This window comes from Paenibacillus sp. NPDC056722 (assembly GCF_042790635.1).
In the GTDB taxonomy this organism is placed as follows: Bacteria; Bacillota; Bacilli; order Paenibacillales; family Paenibacillaceae; genus Paenibacillus_AQ; species Paenibacillus_AQ agri.
Genome location: NZ_JBHTYV010000002.1, coordinates 474,905 through 490,839, shown reverse-complemented (window position 1 = coordinate 490,839; position 15,935 = coordinate 474,905). Strand labels below are relative to the sequence as shown.

Sequence of the window (15,935 nt, the reverse complement as noted above, 5' to 3'; positions counted from 1 at the left end):
ACAATGACAACATGCCTTTATTACATGTGAATCATACGACTATTCCTTGCCAGGGCATTCTCTTTGATAAAGACGGCACATTGCTGGATACCCTGGCTACATGGGGACTTTGGGCGGAACTGGTTCTGCGCGGAATGGAAGCGCAGCTTGCAATTAGGGGCAAGACGCTTGAAGGCGGAATATCTGGACTGCTCGGCACCATCCATGATGATAGCGGGAAAGTCATTGGTTATGATCCCTCCGGACCGTTCTCTATGGCAACGGCGGGAGAAACGGAGGGGCTGCTGGCGTGGCAGCTGTATGCCTCCGGCCTTTCGTGGAACGAAGCCTTAGCAAAGGTGAAGCATATCACCAAGGATGCGATGAATGAGCTGCGCAAGAGACAGGCGGCGTATCCGCTATCGGGACTGCTGCCCTTCCTTAAGCAGTGTGCGGATGCCTCGCTGAAGCTGGGGGTAGTCACTTCAGATGGAGTCAAGACGACAGCAGAGCAGCTGGAATGGCTTGGGATTGCAGCTTTTTTTCAGACGGTAGTGACGAGAGACCATGTGGTAAACGGCAAACCGGACCCCGAAATGGCGGAGAAGGCTTGCCTCGAGCTTGGCCTGAATCCCGGGGAGACCGTAATGATCGGGGACAGTAATGCGGATATGCAGACCGCTAAAGGTGCAGGTGTGTCGCTGGCCATCGGTATTGCGGGTCAAGACGGCGGAAGCGCACATCTGCTGGATGCTGATATCGTGATATCGGGCTTCCATGAACTTTCGATTTCTTCCTAAGTACAGTATAGAAAGGATGGACTGAATGCCCATGGATCAATTACAAACCTTGACTTCCTGGATCAAAGACAGTGAATCTATAGTTTTCTTCGGCGGGGCGGGTACTTCCACAGAAAGTGGAATTCCCGATTTTCGTTCTGCGGCAGGTTTGTATCAGACCGAGCATCAGTCGCCCTATCCCCCTGAGGAGATGCTCAGCCGTACGTTTTTCATGTCCTCACCGGACATTTTTTTTGATTTCTACCGCAGTAAAATGATTCATCCGCAGGCTCAGCCGAACGGGGCGCATCTTCTGCTGGCGGAGCTGGAGCAGCAAGGCAAGCTCAAAGCCGTCATTACGCAAAATATTGACGGTCTGCATCAGAAAGCGGGCAGTCGCCGGGTACTGGAGTTGCACGGTTCGATTCACCGGAACTACTGCATGGATTGCGCCCGTGATTACGGGCTGGAGCAGATTGTAGCGAGCAAAGACATCGTGCCCCGCTGCCCGGATTGCGGAGGCATTGTTAGGCCGGATGTGGTGCTCTATGAAGAGGAGCTGGACTATACGGTACTGACAGAGAGTGTGGAGGCCATCCGGGGGGCCGATTTGCTGCTGATCGGCGGCACCTCGTTGACCGTGCATCCGGCGGCTAGCCTGATTACTTATTTTCGCGGAAGAAATACAGTACTATTGAATGGTGAACCAACACCATATGATCGCCGTGCGAATCTTATCATCACAGATCGTATCGGTCAGGTACTTGGCAAGGTGGGGGAGTTACTGCGGGAGTCTTGATTGTTGTTTTTTCACAATACTTAAGAGTACAAGGGCTCTCTAAGGTTCAATTAGGGCAGTAAATAGTGAGTACGCTCGCAATTTAAGAGGGGTTTGAATAACGGGAAAACATAACGTTAATGCTTCCCTTTTCCGTATTTATTGATGATTAACGGGATTTTTTCCAGTTATATTAAAAAAGAAGAGGATTGCATCAAAATATCAGGAGTTATTCCCGTTATTCCCATCCCTTATCGAGTGAAGCTGATCTTTTTGGTGCATCTGCCACCTTCAGTAAGCTACAAGATGACCGTTATTGAGATGTCGGGGTCATTTTCCAAATATGTTATGTTTATTGGTGTGTTCTCATAGTAGTGTGTTGTTCGATGCGATCTATATAGACTGAGGAAAGTCGCTCTCCGCTCCCGAATGAATGCGGATTTACGCCGAGGGAGCATGAGGGGTGCGAAACACCCTCCCAAAGGTGGCACTGAAGATCAAACTGAATCTTAATCTTAGCGACTTATGGCAGGCAATAACAGCCCGTTTCCTTGTACAGAAACGGGCTGTTATTGTGCCTAATGTTAGCGCTGGGAGGAGCGCTTTGTTCAAAGCGGAAAGGATTAGCGTGAGGATTTGTCTCCCCGTCTCGCTGTGGCGATGCGGTAAGCCGTCGGGGACTGGCCGCAAAAGCGCTTGAACTGGCGCGAGAAATACAGCGCATCCGTCAGGCCAACCGAGGACGCTACTTGCTCTACAGACAGCTCCGGGCGTTCCCGCAGCAGCTGCCTGGATTTGTCGATGCGCAGTTTCAACAGATAGGTCACCGGGGACAAACCTGTCTCCTGCTTGAACACACGGGACAGGTAGGCCCGGTTATAGCCCAGGCTGTCGCACATTTGTTCAATAGAGACAGGATGGGCATACTGGGAGGACATGTAGTGAATCATCTGCTTCACCGTTCGCTGCACCTGTGATCCCGCGCCGGGCAGACGTGAGTGAGAAGATAAACGCTCCGCTGCTTCTCCTATGATGAGATACAAATAGCCTAGAGAGGTGAGATGTGCGCTCTCCCTATTGGCATTGAAGGCACCCATCATCCCGGCCAGCGCTTCGGGTATCACGCTGCCCTCGGCAGCGGACAGCACCGGCGTGTCTGGACTGAACCCGGCCTGCTGCACCAGCCGGTCGGCCTCCGCCCCGGTAAAAGCCGCCCAGCGGTAGCGCCAAGGCTGATTCGGGTCGGAGATATAGCTAACCAACTGGGCAGGATGGATCAGGAAGCAGTCTCCTTCGCCCAGTTCGTACTTGTGTTGCTCCGTATGAAAGCTGCCCGACCCTGATTCAATGAAGTGGAGCAGATAATAATCGTAGATCTTGGGACCGGCCTGATGCAGCGGCAGCGTCTGGCTCTCGCCAGCGAACAGTACATGCAGTGTTTGGCTGTCGTAGGAGACGGGATTAGAGCCAACAGAATAGGTATATGAATGGGAACCGGATGAATCCATAAGGCAGGACAACCCCTTTTATCGGCTGCTCGGAAAAATGTTGGTCAGCAGGCTGTGTTTTTTACAATTGATTATATCCGGAAAAGTCACATATATCCATACATTACACACATGATTGCATTATCAGACCAAGTCTGATTTTATTATAATATAAGCAGAAATAAAGCATTACCAAATCCCGCGATCGCAAATAGTGAAAGGATGGAGTGGCATTTATGAGCATACAACAACTTAGCCAGACGTTTATCGAAAAATATGGGGAGAGCAGCAAGGAAGCAAGCGTGTTTTACGCGCCGGGCCGTGTCAACCTCATTGGTGAGCACCTGGATTACAACGGTGGATATGTGCTTCCGGCAGCACTTGAATTCGGTACCACGCTGATCGTGCGTCCGCGCAGTGACAGCAAGGTCACTTTTGCATCGACTAACTTCCCTTACGAAGCATCTATAGATTTCAGTGATATTGGCAAGGCCAAGACCGGTGAGTGGGTGGATTACCCGATCGGCGTAATGGTTGAACTGCAGAAGAAGAACCAGCCGCTGACGCAAGGCTACGACCTGCTGTTCCATGGGGATATCCCTAACGGAGCAGGCTTGTCATCCTCCGCATCGCTTGAGGTGGTAACCGCCTATGCATTCCTGACGCTCGAAGGCGGCGATACCGACACTGTTGAGATTGCCCTGCTCTCCCAGCGTGCCGAGAACCAATATGTTGGCGTGAACTCCGGAATCATGGACCAGTTCGCCGTTGCTAACGGCAAGCGCGATCACGCCATTTTGCTCATGTGCGATACGCTTGAATACAACCTGGTGCCTTTCGTGACCGGTTCCTATAAACTGATCATCGGTAATACGAATAAGCGCAGAGGCTTGGTGGATTCCAAGTACAATGAGCGTCGTCAACAATGTGATGAAGCCCTGTCTATTCTGCAAAAAGAAGTTCCATCCCTGTCCTATCTGGCCCAGCTCACACGTGAGCAGTTCGAGGCTCACCAGGACAAGATTGCTGACGAGACGGTAAGACGCCGCGCTCGCCATGTGGTGGAAGAGAACCAGCGCGTGCTTGATTCGGTAGAGGTGCTGAAGAACAACGACCTGAAGCAGTTCGGTCAATACATGAATGATTCCCATGCTTCCCTTCGAGATCTGTACGAAGTAAGTTGTACTGAGCTGGATATCATGGTGGAAGAAGCACAGCGCATTCCAGGTACGCTTGGCGCGCGCATGACGGGTGCAGGTTTTGGCGGTTGTACGGTATCCCTGGTGCATGAAGATGATGTGGAACGCTTTATTAGTGAAGTAGGCGCGGCTTACAAGGAAAGATCCGGTCTGACTGGCGAGTTCTATGTATGCGGCATCGGCAATGGCGTAGAAGAACTGAAGGGGGAGAAGTAAACATGGCGATTCTGGTAACGGGCGGAGCCGGATATATCGGTTCCCACACAGTAGCTGAGCTTCTGGAACGCGGCGAAGAAGTTGTAGTCATCGACAATTTGCTGACAGGACATCGCGAGGCATTGCTGGGCGGAAAATTGTACGAAGGCGATCTGCGCGACAAGGAACTATTGGCCAAGCTGTTCTCCGAGAACAACATTGAGGCGGTCATTCACTTTGCGGCCAGTTCCCTGGTGGGCGAAAGCATGAAGGACCCGGTTAAATATTATGACAACAACGTCTATGGCACCCAATGTCTGCTGGAAGCTATGCAGAAGGCAGGCGTGGACAAAATCGTCTTTTCCTCCACGGCCGCAACCTACGGCGAACCGGAAAAGGTGCCGATTGAAGAGACTGACCGCACCGAGCCTGCGAATGTCTACGGTGAGACCAAGCTGACCATGGAGCGCATGATGTCCTGGTTCGATAAAGTGCTCGGCATCAAATATGTGGCTTTGCGTTACTTCAACGCCGCAGGTGCACATGCCAGCGGCAAGATCGGGGAAGATCACCGTCCAGAGAGCCATCTGATTCCGCTGGTACTGCAAACTGCGTTGAAGCAGCGTGAGAGCATTGCCGTATTCGGTGACGACTATCCGACTGAAGACGGGACTTGTGTACGCGACTACATTCATGTCAGCGATCTGGCTGACGCCCATGTTCGTGCAGTGAGCTATCTGCGCAGCGGAAACGACAGCAACGTATTCAACCTTGGCAACGGCCTGGGCTTCTCCGTGAAGCAAGTCATTGAAACAGCCAAGAAAGTGACCGGCTTAGAAATTCCTGTAGTCATTCAGGAACGCCGTGCTGGCGATCCGGCTGTACTTGTAGCTTCATCCGCGAAGGCTCGCTCTGTACTGGGCTGGAATCCGCAGCATGCGGATCTGGAGAACATCATCCAAAGCGCATGGAACTGGCATTCGGCTAATCCGCAAGGGTACGGGGAATAAGGGACGACTCCCATTCCCATGAACCGCAGCCTGTTTAAGACTGCGTTCACACACACCCTTTATGAAGGAGAATTGAAATGGACAACGAGAAGATAACGGCTGCTTCCGGGCAAGAGGCACTGCATGCTATAGAGCAGTTGGTTCTGTTTGCTCTGCGGCAAGACCTCATCAAGCCTGCGGATATTGATTATAGTCGCAACCTGCTGCTGGACCAGTTTGGGTTCACTGAGCCCTTTGCTGGAGAAGTGGATCAGGCGGTGCTGGAAGGCCCGCAAGGTCCGCTGGACCAATTGATTGATTACGGCTTCGAAATCGGTCTGTTCCCGGAGAACAGCGATACTTACCGGGATCTGTTGGATGCCAAGATTATGGGCCAGCTAATGGCCCGTCCTTCGGAAGTGAACGAGGAGTTCAATCGTTTGAGACAGGAACAGGGCGTTGAGGCTGCAACGGATCGTTTCTACAAGCTGAGCATTGATTCCAATTATATCCGTATGGACCGCATCTCCAAGAACGTCTACTGGCTGCAGGAGTCGCCTTATGGGGACATCGAGATGACGATCAACCTCTCCAAGCCTGAGAAGAGTCCAAAGGAAATCGCGATGGCCCGGCTGCTTCCGCCGCCGGTCTATCCGAAATGCCTGCTCTGCCGTGAGAATGTCGGTTATGCCGGCCGGGTCAACCACCCGCCACGCCAGAATCTGCGCGTTATTCCGTTGGAACTGAATAAGGAGAAATGGTTGTTCCAGTATTCTCCTTATGTTTATTACAATGAGCACTGTATTGTGTTCCATCATGACCATGTGCCGATGAAATTGACGAAGGATACGCTGAAGCGCCTGCTTGGCTTCGTGGAATCTTTCCCGCATTACTTTATCGGTTCCAATGCCGATCTGCCGATTGTCGGCGGTTCGATCCTGACGCATGACCACTTCCAGGGAGGACGTCATACGTTCCCGATCCAGAAGGCACCGAAGGAACATACCTTCAGCCATCCGGATTATCCGGGTGTCAGCATCAGCATTGTGAAGTGGCCGATGTCTGTACTGCGCATGAACAGCCAGGACCCGGCCGTGCTGCTGGAATGCGGCAATGCCATTTATGAGGCTTGGAAAGCTTATAGTGACCCTGAAGCCGAAGTTTTCGCTTTCAGCGAAGTGGATGGCGAGCAGCAGCCTCATAATACGGTCACGCCGATTGTGCGTCGCGGTGAAGACGGAAGCTTCGAGATGGATCTGGTGCTGCGCAACAACCGGACCAGCGAGCAATATCCGGAGGGGATCTTCCACCCGCACCGGGAGATGCACCATATCAAGAAAGAGAACATTGGCTTGATCGAAGTCATGGGTCTGGCGATTCTGCCTGGCCGCCTGAAGGAAGAGCTGGATGCTATTGCTGGCATTCTTGCCGGGGATAAGACTTCTCGTGAGGCTTTAAAAGGTAATGCTGATCATCCACTGGCGCTGCATGCAGCCTGGGTGGAGGAACTGGCTGAACGTTTCGGTACTTCCCTGGAACGGGAAGCTGCTGTGAAGACGGTACAGAACGAAGTCGGTATCAAATTCACACAGATTCTTGAGCATGCCGGTGTCTACAAGCGCACTCCGGAAGGGCAAGCGGCTTTCCGCCGGTTTGTCGGCAGCTTTGGAGCACAGTAATCTATTCTACAATCTTGCAGGCAGGGATGCTTGGAGTCGTGAACTCCACAGCATCCCTGTTTTTTATTGCTTTTTTTATGTATTTCACAAGGATCATCTCCTCACAGCAAGGGAAATTCCTACTGTAGAGACGATGCTACTGTTTGTATATCTGGTTATTTTTCGTCACCGATTTGAAAGGAGACAGACAGAAGTCTATAATAGTGGGTGCATTACCAATTCAAGAAATTACGGAGGCCTGTACACATGCGGAATTTTGAATTCTACAACCCGACGAAACTGATCTTTGGCCGGGATACCTTGGAAGCATTGCGTAATGAAGTTCCCAAGTACGGAAAGAACGTACTATTGATGTATGGAGGCGGCAGCATTAAGCGCAGCGGCCTTTACGATAAAGTTATTGCTCATCTCAAGGAACTGGATGTGCAGATTACTGAACTTAGCGGCGTGGAGCCGAATCCTCGTCTTTCCACAGTACATAAAGGGGTGGAGCTCTGTCATCAACACAACATTGATCTCATCTTGGCCGTAGGTGGGGGAAGTGTAATCGACTGTGCGAAGGCCGTTGCAGTGGGTGCCAAGTATAACGGCGATATGTGGGACTTCTTGGAACGCAAGGCGGTACCACAAGCTGCTCTGCCGCTGGGTACGGTTCTGACAATCGCTGCCACTGGTTCGGAAATGAACGGCGGTTCTGTTATTACGAACGAAGTTACGCAAGAGAAATTGGCTTGGGGCAGCATTCATGCTTATCCGGCGTTCTCCATTCTTGATCCCGTGCATACTTTTACCCTGCCTCGTGATCAGACTGTTTATGGCATGGTGGACATCATGTCCCACGTACTGGAACATTATTTCCACACAGACGGTAATACGCTCGCACAGGACGGATTTTGTGAGGGTCTGCTCCGTACTGTGATTGAAACTGGACCTAAGCTGGTGGAAGACCTTGAGAACTATGAGCTTCGTGAGACCATCCTCTACTGTGGCACTATGGCGCTGAACGGAATGGTTAGCATGGGATTTGCCGGCGACTGGGCCACACACAATATTGAGCATGCGGTCTCCGCAGTATACGACATTCCACACGGCGGCGGATTAGCGATCTTGTTCCCGCAATGGATGAAATATAACTTGTCCAGCAATCCGGTCCGTTTCCGCAAGCTGGCGATTAATGCTTTTGGCGTGAACCCTGAAGGCAAGACTGACGAAGAGATTGGACTTGAGGGCATTGAAGCGCTACGCCGGTTCTGGGATTCCATCGGGGCACCGAAGACACTGGCCGATTACGAAATCGACGACAGCCAAATTGGTGTCATGGCAGATAAGGCGATGCGCTTTGGGCCTTTCGGCAACTTCCGTAAACTGAATCATGAAGATGTTGTAGAGATTTATACAATGGCGCTTTAAAGACACACGCTATAGTATGAAATTAGCAGCCTGGGCTTGTTAAGAGCCTGGGCTGCTTTTTTATGCCAGGGACGTTCATTTTAACAAAAAATTAAACTAGAACTGAATATCGTACTCCATGTGTTTAGCTGTGTTTTGAGCCACATCTGTGCCGAGCAGTCGCTGAACGACGTGAAAGGCCATATGAATGCCAGCAGATATACCTGCTGAAGTGACGATCTTTCCAGCGTCCACAAACTTCGTATTCTGTTCGACCCTAACAGATGGATAAGTCTTTTTCATTCGTTCGATGCTAGCCCAGTGGGTGGTGGCGGCTTTGTCCTCCAAAATGCCGGCTTCTGCCAACAAGAAAGACCCTGTACAGACCGAAGTCATGAGCTCTACCTCCGGGAACTTTTCCTGAATCCAGGCAATCACGTTCCGGTTATGCACTTCCCTACGAGTACCCATCCCTCCAGGAATAACGAGAATGTCGTATGAGGGCGCACTTGAAAAGCTGTAATCGGTGGTGACCTTTAACCCATTGCGGGCAGTGATCATTCCCCCCTGCTCAGAGACAGTCGTAACAGAGAAGGGTGCGAAGGCTTCGGGTGTGAAACGCTGGGTAACGGTGACGGCGAACACTTCAAAGGGTCCGGCGAAATCAAGCACCTCAACATCATCAAACAGGAAAATTCCTACTGTACGTACGTTCACGTTCATCACCCCTTCATGGATTTTTGCTATATAAGATGAACTTAAGATCCTAACACAAGGCTCGGTCGTCACTACGATGGAATGTTTGGACTTCCGGTCGCTGTTGTGCCCAGATTTCAACCGCCTCTAGCGGTTGAAATCTGGGCACAGCCTATGCTTCCGATGCCAGCTTTCCTAAGGAAAGCTCTCAGGCGATCGCTTCGCTCCTACAGTTCCAAACTTCCCTCTTCGTTCCTTCTCGCTTGTTGTTATTTTCTTTTGTTCATTTTATATAATTTAAAATATAGGTTTGAGCATATTGTATTATAATAATAATTGTCCGCCTATCGCTCTAAAGGGTTATGTTTGCAAGTGGAACAGGCATTACAAGTGTATTCAAAGGGATTCCTAGAAAAAAATCCAAAGTTTGTGAAACCAAGGACGAACTTTTCACGTTTAATATAGTATGACAGTCCGGAACAAAGACGGGAGGAGAAAACTATGCAAACGCTGTATTTGGGCTGCTTGGCGCTAGGCGTCATTTTTGCCATAGTCAGCGTGTTGGTGGGAGATCTGATCGGAAGTGCACTGGATGGAATTTTCGATATTGTGTCCTTTGATTTTCTTAATCCCACCGTCCTGGCAGGGGCAGTGACCGTATTCGGAGGCGCTGGTATTCTGCTAACCCGCTACAGCACACTTGATAACGGGCCGATTGTTGCTTTATCCCTGCTGACTGCCGCATTCATGGGAGTGCTCCTGTTCCTGGGGTTCGTGAAACCGATGGATAAGAGCCAGACCTCAAATGGATTCTCTATGCAGGACCTGCCTGGAATGATCGGGGAGATTACGATCCCCATCCCGGCAGAGGGCTATGGAGAGATCATGGTGAAATTCGGAGCTGGCAACAGTTTGCATACGGCGTCCAGCTTTGACCATCGGCCCTTATTGGCCGGAACCAAGGTTGTTGTGATCGATGTCAACGATGGTGTAGCGCTGGTGTCAGAATTTGAAGAGAGAAGAGGAGTGGATATTTAATGTTTGAAATACCTGACTATTTATTAATTCCTGCTGTAGTAGTTGGTGTTCTGCTGGTGCTTGGTATAGCGTTCTGGGCTCGCTACAAAACGGTCGGACCGGATGAAGCGATGATCGTTACGGGTTCATTTCTTGGCAATAATCATATTTCCGATGACGGCTCCGGCCGGAAAATCAAAATTGTCCGCGGGGGCGGCGCCTTTATTCTTCCCATCTTTCAGAAGGCTGAATTCATGTCCTTGCTGTCTCATAAGCTGGATGTAACGACACCGGAAGTGTATACAGAGCAAGGTGTGCCGGTTATTGCCGACGGTGTGGCGATCATCAAGGTTGGAAGTTCTACTGAAGACGTGGCGACTGCCGCAGAGCAGTTCATGGGTAAGCCGATTGAATCCCTGAAGAGCGAAGCTCAGGAAGTGCTGGAAGGTCACCTGCGGGCCATACTCGGTACCATGACCGTTGAAGAAGTATATCGTAACCGTGACCGGTTCGCACAGGAGGTACAGGGCGTTGCGGCACGGGATCTTAAGAAAATGGGTCTGCAGATTGTCTCCTTTACTATTAAGGACGTTCGCGACAAGCACGGTTATTTGGATGCACTCGGGAAGCCGCGGATTGCTGCCGTGAAGCGGGATGCAGAGATTGCCGAAGCGGAAGCTGTTCGGGATGCGCGTATCCAGAAGGCCAACGCCGAGGAACAAGGGCAGAAGGCGGAGCTGCTTCGTGATACGAATATCGCTGAGGCCTCCAAGGAGAACCAGTTGAAGGTGGCCGCCTTTAAACGCGATCAGGATACGGCGAAGGCGGAAGCTGACCAGGCGTATCACATTCAGGAAGCGCGCGCCAAGCAGACTGTGGTGGAAGAGCAGATGAAGGTTGAGCTCGTTCGTAAGATGCGGGAGATTGACCTGCAAGAGAAAGAGATTCAGGTTCGCGAGAAGCAGTACGATGCGGAAGTGAAGAAGAAGGCCGAGGCAGATCGCTACGCGGTAGAGCAGGCGGCAGAAGCCGATAAGGCGAAAAGAATGCGTGAAGCTGATGCAGTGCAATACAGCATTGAGAAGCAGGCAAAGGCGACTTCGGAGCAGAAGCGGCTTGAAGGTCAAGCGATTGCGGATGCGGAGCTGGCCAAAGGTAAGGCGGAGTCCGAAGTTATCCGCCTGCGCGGTCTGGCGGAAGCAGAAGCCAAGGAGAAGCTGGCGGAAGCGTTCCAGAAGTTCGGCGAAGCTGCCGTGCTGGATATCATCGTCAAGATGCTGCCGGAACTGGCGGGCAAAATTGCCGAGCCGCTGGCATCTATCGACAAGCTTACAGTGGTCGATACCGGCAACGGCGAGGGCGCAGCCCGGGTCAGCAATTATGTGACCCAGCTCATGTCCACCGCGCCTGAAATGCTGAAGAGCGTCTCCGGTATTGATGTGGAAGAACTGATCAAAGGACTGACTCGTAAAGCTGCTCCGGCATCGGTGGGCCAATCACAATCTACTCCTGTGTCTGCCGTGGCTCCGGTAGCTTCGGTTCAAGCGCCTGTCACTAATTTCAAAGCAGCCTTAGAGGAAAAACCTGGGGAATAGAGAATACCTAATATAGTTGCAGTGAAATATGTCCGGCAATTTGCCGGACATATTTTGTTGTTCAGACGGTATCATCCCCGTGTTTGCTATACATAACAACGTAGCAATATAACAAGATACCCAAAGGAGCTAACTGAATGAACACTGAGCTTGATATTAATAACACTTCTCCAGCCAAAGCCAGTCTGACACCATGGCTGGCCGTCTGGACTGCACCGCGCCGGACGATCCGGGGATTTCTGGATTCCGGGAACCCGCGCCGGAATATGATCTGGCTGTCTATGGCCGCAGGATTTCTAAGTGCGCTGGGGCGTGCATCTTCCAAGAACTTCGGAGACGAAATGTCACTGCCTACGATCTTCCTGATGTCCATCCCAGTGGGCATCGTCGTCGGGCTGTTTACGCTTTATGTAGGCAGCTTCCTGCTGAAAATAATTGGAGGTTGGCTGGGAGGGAGAGGCAGCCGGGCAGAGCTGCAAACGGCGCTGGCACGAGGTATGTTTATGCCGGCAGTCCTGCTCGGCTTGCTGTGGATTCCTGAGGTGCTATTCCTTGGCAAAGAGATGTTCACCTCAGAGATGCCGACACTGGAGAGCAACATAGCCGCATTGGTGGTTTATTTTACTTGCGTAGTCCTGGAGCTAGTATTTGGAGTCTGGGGTTTGGTAATCACCATGAAGGCTATTGGAGAAGCACACCGCTTCTCTGCCTGGAAAGCATTGCTTACTTGTGTAATGCCTTTCCTGATCCTGCTTGTGTTGTTTTTCCTAGTAATGCTAATGGTTCAGTAGGCCCTTCTTTTCCCTAAGCCTTGCTGTGGGGTTGGCTGCACATGTATAATCTACTAGTGCCCTTTAACGAAATGGCTGCTTCCAGCAGTGGGGATTCATAACTAAAAGAGGTGTCTTTATTGAGCAGTATCACCGTAGCCAAGGTATTGAATAACAATGTTATCATTGCCGAGCATCCCCAATATGCCGAAGTAGTCGTGATTGGTAAGGGGATTGGCTTTAACCGCAAAGTACGCGATCATATTAATCTGTCCTCCGTAGAGAAGATGTTCATTCTCCGCAGCCGTGAGGAGCAGGAACAATATAAACAGCTCGTCCCCCAAGTTGATGAGAGGCTGATTGAGGTAGTCCAGGAGATTGTACTTCATATCATGCATAGCAGCCGACAGCCGCTGAATGAGCATATTCATATTGCCCTTACTGACCATATCTCATTTGCCATACGTCGCCATGAACAGGACATTGCCATTCATAATCCGTTTCTGTATGAGACCAAGGAGATTTATCCCGAGGAATACAGCATGGCTGAATATGCGGTTGACCGGATTAACGAGGCCATGGGCGTTACGCTCCCGGCAGATGAAGTGGGTTTCGTTGCATTGCATATTGTCAGTGCGATCAGCAACAGACATATCTCGGAGGTTAAGGAGCATTCCCAGCTCATCGGGGACCTTGTGAATCTGGTTGAGAACATTCTTGAGTATCATATTCCGCGTGAATCGCTGGATTACTCCCGGCTGGTGACACATCTGCGGTTTGTGCTGGAGAGATTGCGCCGGGGAGAAGCGGTGCTGGAAACATCGTCACTAGATGGACTTATGAAGCGTGAGTATCCTGAGATGTATTCGTTATCCTGGAAGTTGACCAAGGTGATTGAGCAGCGTATGCGCATCCCTGTGTACCCCGCAGAGGTTAGCTACCTGACGATACATTTGCAGCGTCTGGCGCAGAAAAAAGAAGATGAGGCAGATATGCGGCAGAGCACTGACGGCCAATGACTTTTTTTGCAAAAGTGACTTGCAAGTTCAAATAAACGGTGCTAAACTGGTTTCAGTTAAGAAACAAAACAGAATATCCAACGTGTAACTGATACGATCAGGCATGAGTGATTTACAGTATTTTGGTTGTTTAATCCCCTGTTGGGGTAATCTAACTTTAGAGTTAGAATACAACCTGTATGCTGTATTGCTCATGCCTTTTTTGACTTTGTTGGCTTCTGTTGAATGAACATAAAGAAACTAAGGAAGTGACCACAATGTTCAAAAAGCTATTTGGCGTCCTGCAGAGAGTCGGCAAAGCGCTGATGCTTCCAGTGGCGATCTTGCCAGCGGCTGGCCTGCTTCTTGGTATCGGCAATATGCTGGTAAACCCTGATTTTCTTCAATACGTGCCTGCGCTGGAGAATAGCGTAGTTCAAGCCATTGCTAACGTATTGATGAACTCGGGGCAAGTAGTCTTTAACAATCTGTCGCTGCTATTCGCAGTCGGTGTAGCCATAGGTTTGGCTGGCGGTGAAGGTGTGGCGGGGCTTGCTGCAATCATTGGTTATCTCGTAATGAACATTACGATGGGTACGGTAGTAGGCGTTAATGATTACGTACTCAGCCAGGGCAACTTTGCTTATGCTAATGTGCTAGGGATTCCAACACTGCAGACCGGGGTCTTTGGCGGTATTCTCGTCGGGATTCTAGCGGCTTCAATGTACACGAGGTTTTTCAAAATCGAACTGCCATCCTACCTTGGATTTTTTGCAGGTAAACGATTCGTTCCAATCATGACTGCGGTTACGTCTCTGATCCTTGGCCTTGTCTTGACGTTGGTATGGCCACCGATTCAGCATGGTCTGAACTATGTATCTCAGAGTATGATCGATACAAACAAGACACTTGCCGCCTTTATTTTCGGTTTGATCGAGCGCTCGCTCATTCCGTTCGGCTTGCACCATATCTTCTATTCGCCGTTCTGGTATGAGTTCGGCAGCTATGTTGATAAAGCCGGCGATCTGATTCGCGGAGATCAGCGCATTTTCATGCAACAGCTTCGCGATGGTGTGCCGTTCACAGCAGGTACGTTTACTACAGGTAAATATCCGTTTATGATGTTCGGACTTCCCGCTGCGGCGCTGGCGATCTACCATGAGGCAAGACCGGAGAACAAGAAAGTTGTCGGCAGCTTGATGATTTCCGCCGCGCTGACCTCGTTCCTGACGGGGATTACCGAGCCGCTGGAATTCTCATTCCTGTTCGTAGCTCCGCTATTGTTTGCGGTACACGCCGTATTTGCAGGACTCTCCTTTATGACAATGCATCTTCTGAATGTGAAGATTGGGATGACGTTCTCCGGCGGTTTTATCGACTTTGTGCTCTTCGGGATTATCCCGAACCGTACACACTGGTGGTTGGTGATTCCGGTAGGACTGGTTCTCGCGGTGATTTACTACTTCGGATTCCGGTTTGTTATTCGCAAGTTTAACCTCAAGACACCTGGTCGTGAAGACAAGAGTGAAGACACCGAGGTGAATACGGCCAGCGTGTCAACCAGCGGAGATGATCTGCCGCGTAATATTTTGGCCGCCCTGGGTGGTAAAGAGAACATTACCCATCTGGATGCCTGCATCACCCGCCTGCGGGTCGAGGTTAAGGATAAAGGCGGGGTCGATAAGAACCGGCTGAAGAAGCTGGGCGCCTCTGGTGTGCTGGAGGTCGGTAACAACGTGCAAGCGATTTTTGGCACCCGTTCCGATACAATCAAGTCACAGATTCAAGATGTCATTAGCGGTAGAACACCGTCTCCGGCCACAGCTGACCCGCAGCCAGTTCTTGAGAAGCAAGCTGGTGAAGAGGGCGATGCAATTATTCCTGAGGATATTGTGTCACCAGTAAACGGGGAGCTGCTGGATATTACGCAGGTGCCAGATGCCGTGTTCTCGCAAAAAATGACGGGTGATGGCTTCGCCTTCCTATCGGTTGACGGTAAAATCGCTTCACCGGTATACGGCAAAGTATTTAACGTATTCCCAAGCAAGCATGCCATCGGCATCATGTCTGATGGGGGCAAAGAAGTTCTTGTTCATATCGGTGTGAACACCGTTAAGCTAAAAGGGCAGGGCTTCACTATTCTTGTAGAAGAAGGGGATCTTGTAGCGGCTGGACAGCCGATTATGGAAGTGGACCTGGAGTATGTGAAGGCTCATGCGCCTTCCGTTATTTCACCGGTTATATTCTCTAATCTGCCTGAAGGTTCCTCCGTTACGCTCAAGAAACCAGGTAAGGTATCCATTGGCGATAAGGATATTATCACCATACAGTAATGTGCAATGGCCTGGCACTTCCTTTATAATTTAAAGGGAGTGCAAGGTCTTT

General features: G+C 50.6%; 13 protein-coding genes. 11 read left to right on the top strand and 2 right to left on the bottom strand.

All coding sequences use genetic code 11. The features are described from left to right. The first annotated feature begins 11 nt into the window (after nucleotides 1–11). Nucleotides 12–779: an HAD family hydrolase gene (locus ACFRAM_RS06670; protein ID WP_379465076.1), complete on the top strand. Its 768-nt coding sequence runs from the start codon at nucleotides 12–14 to the stop codon at nucleotides 777–779. Between the two features lie 31 nt (nucleotides 780–810). Next, nucleotides 811–1,557: an NAD-dependent protein deacylase gene (locus ACFRAM_RS06665; RefSeq protein WP_379465075.1), complete on the top strand. Its 747-nt coding sequence runs from the start codon at nucleotides 811–813 to the stop codon at nucleotides 1,555–1,557. A 602-nt stretch (nucleotides 1,558–2,159) separates the two neighbouring features. Here the strand turns inward: ACFRAM_RS06665 and ACFRAM_RS06660 are convergent. Continuing rightward, nucleotides 2,160–3,044: an AraC family transcriptional regulator gene (locus tag ACFRAM_RS06660; RefSeq protein ID WP_379465074.1), complete on the bottom strand. Its 885-nt coding sequence runs from the start codon at nucleotides 3,042–3,044 to the stop codon at nucleotides 2,160–2,162. A 215-nt stretch (nucleotides 3,045–3,259) separates the two neighbouring features. Here ACFRAM_RS06660 and ACFRAM_RS06655 point away from each other — a divergent pair, with 215 nt between their 5' ends. The 4 genes from ACFRAM_RS06655 to ACFRAM_RS06640 all read left to right on the top strand — a co-directional run bounded on the left by ACFRAM_RS06655 (nucleotide 3,260) and on the right by ACFRAM_RS06640 (nucleotide 8,495). After that, entirely contained in the window at nucleotides 3,260–4,438 is a 1,179-nt protein-coding gene (locus ACFRAM_RS06655; RefSeq protein ID WP_379465073.1) for a galactokinase, read from the top strand. Between the two features lie 2 nt (nucleotides 4,439–4,440). Beyond that, nucleotides 4,441–5,427, top strand: a complete 987-nt coding sequence (gene galE / locus ACFRAM_RS06650) for a UDP-glucose 4-epimerase GalE (RefSeq protein WP_175374095.1) — start codon at nucleotides 4,441–4,443, stop codon at nucleotides 5,425–5,427. Nucleotides 5,428–5,504: 77 nt separating this feature from the next. After that, entirely contained in the window at nucleotides 5,505–7,085 is a 1,581-nt protein-coding gene (locus ACFRAM_RS06645) for a UDP-glucose--hexose-1-phosphate uridylyltransferase (RefSeq protein WP_379465072.1), read from the top strand. Nucleotides 7,086–7,331: 246 nt separating this feature from the next. Then, a complete protein-coding gene (locus ACFRAM_RS06640) occupies nucleotides 7,332–8,495 on the top strand; it encodes an iron-containing alcohol dehydrogenase (protein WP_379465071.1) in 1,164 nt (387 codons plus the stop codon). Nucleotides 8,496–8,591: 96 nt separating this feature from the next. On the opposite strand, the gene ACFRAM_RS06635 is transcribed toward ACFRAM_RS06640, so the two are convergent. Then, nucleotides 8,592–9,197, bottom strand: a complete 606-nt coding sequence (locus ACFRAM_RS06635) for a DJ-1/PfpI family protein (RefSeq protein ID WP_379465070.1) — start codon at nucleotides 9,195–9,197, stop codon at nucleotides 8,592–8,594. Between the two features lie 474 nt (nucleotides 9,198–9,671). Between ACFRAM_RS06635 and ACFRAM_RS06630 the strand changes: the two genes are divergently transcribed. The 5 genes from ACFRAM_RS06630 to ptsG all read left to right on the top strand — a co-directional run bounded on the left by ACFRAM_RS06630 (nucleotide 9,672) and on the right by ptsG (nucleotide 15,883). Then, on the top strand, nucleotides 9,672–10,208 hold the full coding sequence (locus tag ACFRAM_RS06630; protein WP_379465069.1) for an NfeD family membrane protein: 537 nt from the start codon (nucleotides 9,672–9,674) through the stop codon (nucleotides 10,206–10,208). Next, a complete protein-coding gene (locus ACFRAM_RS06625; protein WP_379465068.1) occupies nucleotides 10,208–11,782 on the top strand; it encodes a flotillin lipid rafts scaffold protein FloT in 1,575 nt (524 codons plus the stop codon). The genes ACFRAM_RS06630 and ACFRAM_RS06625 overlap by 1 nt, the downstream gene beginning before the upstream one ends. Before the next feature lie 137 nt (nucleotides 11,783–11,919). Further along, the gene (locus ACFRAM_RS06620) at nucleotides 11,920–12,573 is read left to right on the top strand and encodes a Yip1 family protein (RefSeq protein WP_379465067.1); all 654 of its coding nucleotides are present in this window, start codon (nucleotides 11,920–11,922) and stop codon (nucleotides 12,571–12,573) included. Nucleotides 12,574–12,692: 119 nt separating this feature from the next. Next, on the top strand, nucleotides 12,693–13,571 hold the full coding sequence (glcT, locus tag ACFRAM_RS06615) for a glucose PTS transporter transcription antiterminator GlcT (protein WP_175374102.1): 879 nt from the start codon (nucleotides 12,693–12,695) through the stop codon (nucleotides 13,569–13,571). Between the two features lie 257 nt (nucleotides 13,572–13,828). Then, nucleotides 13,829–15,883, top strand: coding sequence for a glucose-specific PTS transporter subunit IIBC (gene ptsG / locus ACFRAM_RS06610; protein WP_379465066.1), 2,055 nt, complete (start codon nucleotides 13,829–13,831; stop codon nucleotides 15,881–15,883). The last annotated feature ends 52 nt before the right edge of the window (nucleotides 15,884–15,935 follow it).

What these genes read in the sequence shown, in the direction of transcription:
- ACFRAM_RS06670 (WP_379465076.1), top strand. Translation starts at nt 12, where the DNA reads ATGCCTTTATTACATGTGAATCATACGACTATTCCTTGCCAGGGCATT.
- ACFRAM_RS06665 (WP_379465075.1), top strand. Translation starts at nt 811, where the DNA reads ATGGATCAATTACAAACCTTGACTTCCTGGATCAAAGACAGTGAATCT.
- ACFRAM_RS06660 (WP_379465074.1), bottom strand. Translation starts at nt 3,044, where the DNA reads ATGGATTCATCCGGTTCCCATTCATATACCTATTCTGTTGGCTCTAAT.
- ACFRAM_RS06655 (WP_379465073.1), top strand. Translation starts at nt 3,260, where the DNA reads ATGAGCATACAACAACTTAGCCAGACGTTTATCGAAAAATATGGGGAG.
- galE (WP_175374095.1), top strand. Translation starts at nt 4,441, where the DNA reads ATGGCGATTCTGGTAACGGGCGGAGCCGGATATATCGGTTCCCACACA.
- ACFRAM_RS06645 (WP_379465072.1), top strand. Translation starts at nt 5,505, where the DNA reads ATGGACAACGAGAAGATAACGGCTGCTTCCGGGCAAGAGGCACTGCAT.
- ACFRAM_RS06640 (WP_379465071.1), top strand. Translation starts at nt 7,332, where the DNA reads ATGCGGAATTTTGAATTCTACAACCCGACGAAACTGATCTTTGGCCGG.
- ACFRAM_RS06635 (WP_379465070.1), bottom strand. Translation starts at nt 9,197, where the DNA reads ATGAACGTGAACGTACGTACAGTAGGAATTTTCCTGTTTGATGATGTT.
- ACFRAM_RS06630 (WP_379465069.1), top strand. Translation starts at nt 9,672, where the DNA reads ATGCAAACGCTGTATTTGGGCTGCTTGGCGCTAGGCGTCATTTTTGCC.
- ACFRAM_RS06625 (WP_379465068.1), top strand. Translation starts at nt 10,208, where the DNA reads ATGTTTGAAATACCTGACTATTTATTAATTCCTGCTGTAGTAGTTGGT.
- ACFRAM_RS06620 (WP_379465067.1), top strand. Translation starts at nt 11,920, where the DNA reads ATGAACACTGAGCTTGATATTAATAACACTTCTCCAGCCAAAGCCAGT.
- ptsG (WP_379465066.1), top strand. Translation starts at nt 13,829, where the DNA reads ATGTTCAAAAAGCTATTTGGCGTCCTGCAGAGAGTCGGCAAAGCGCTG.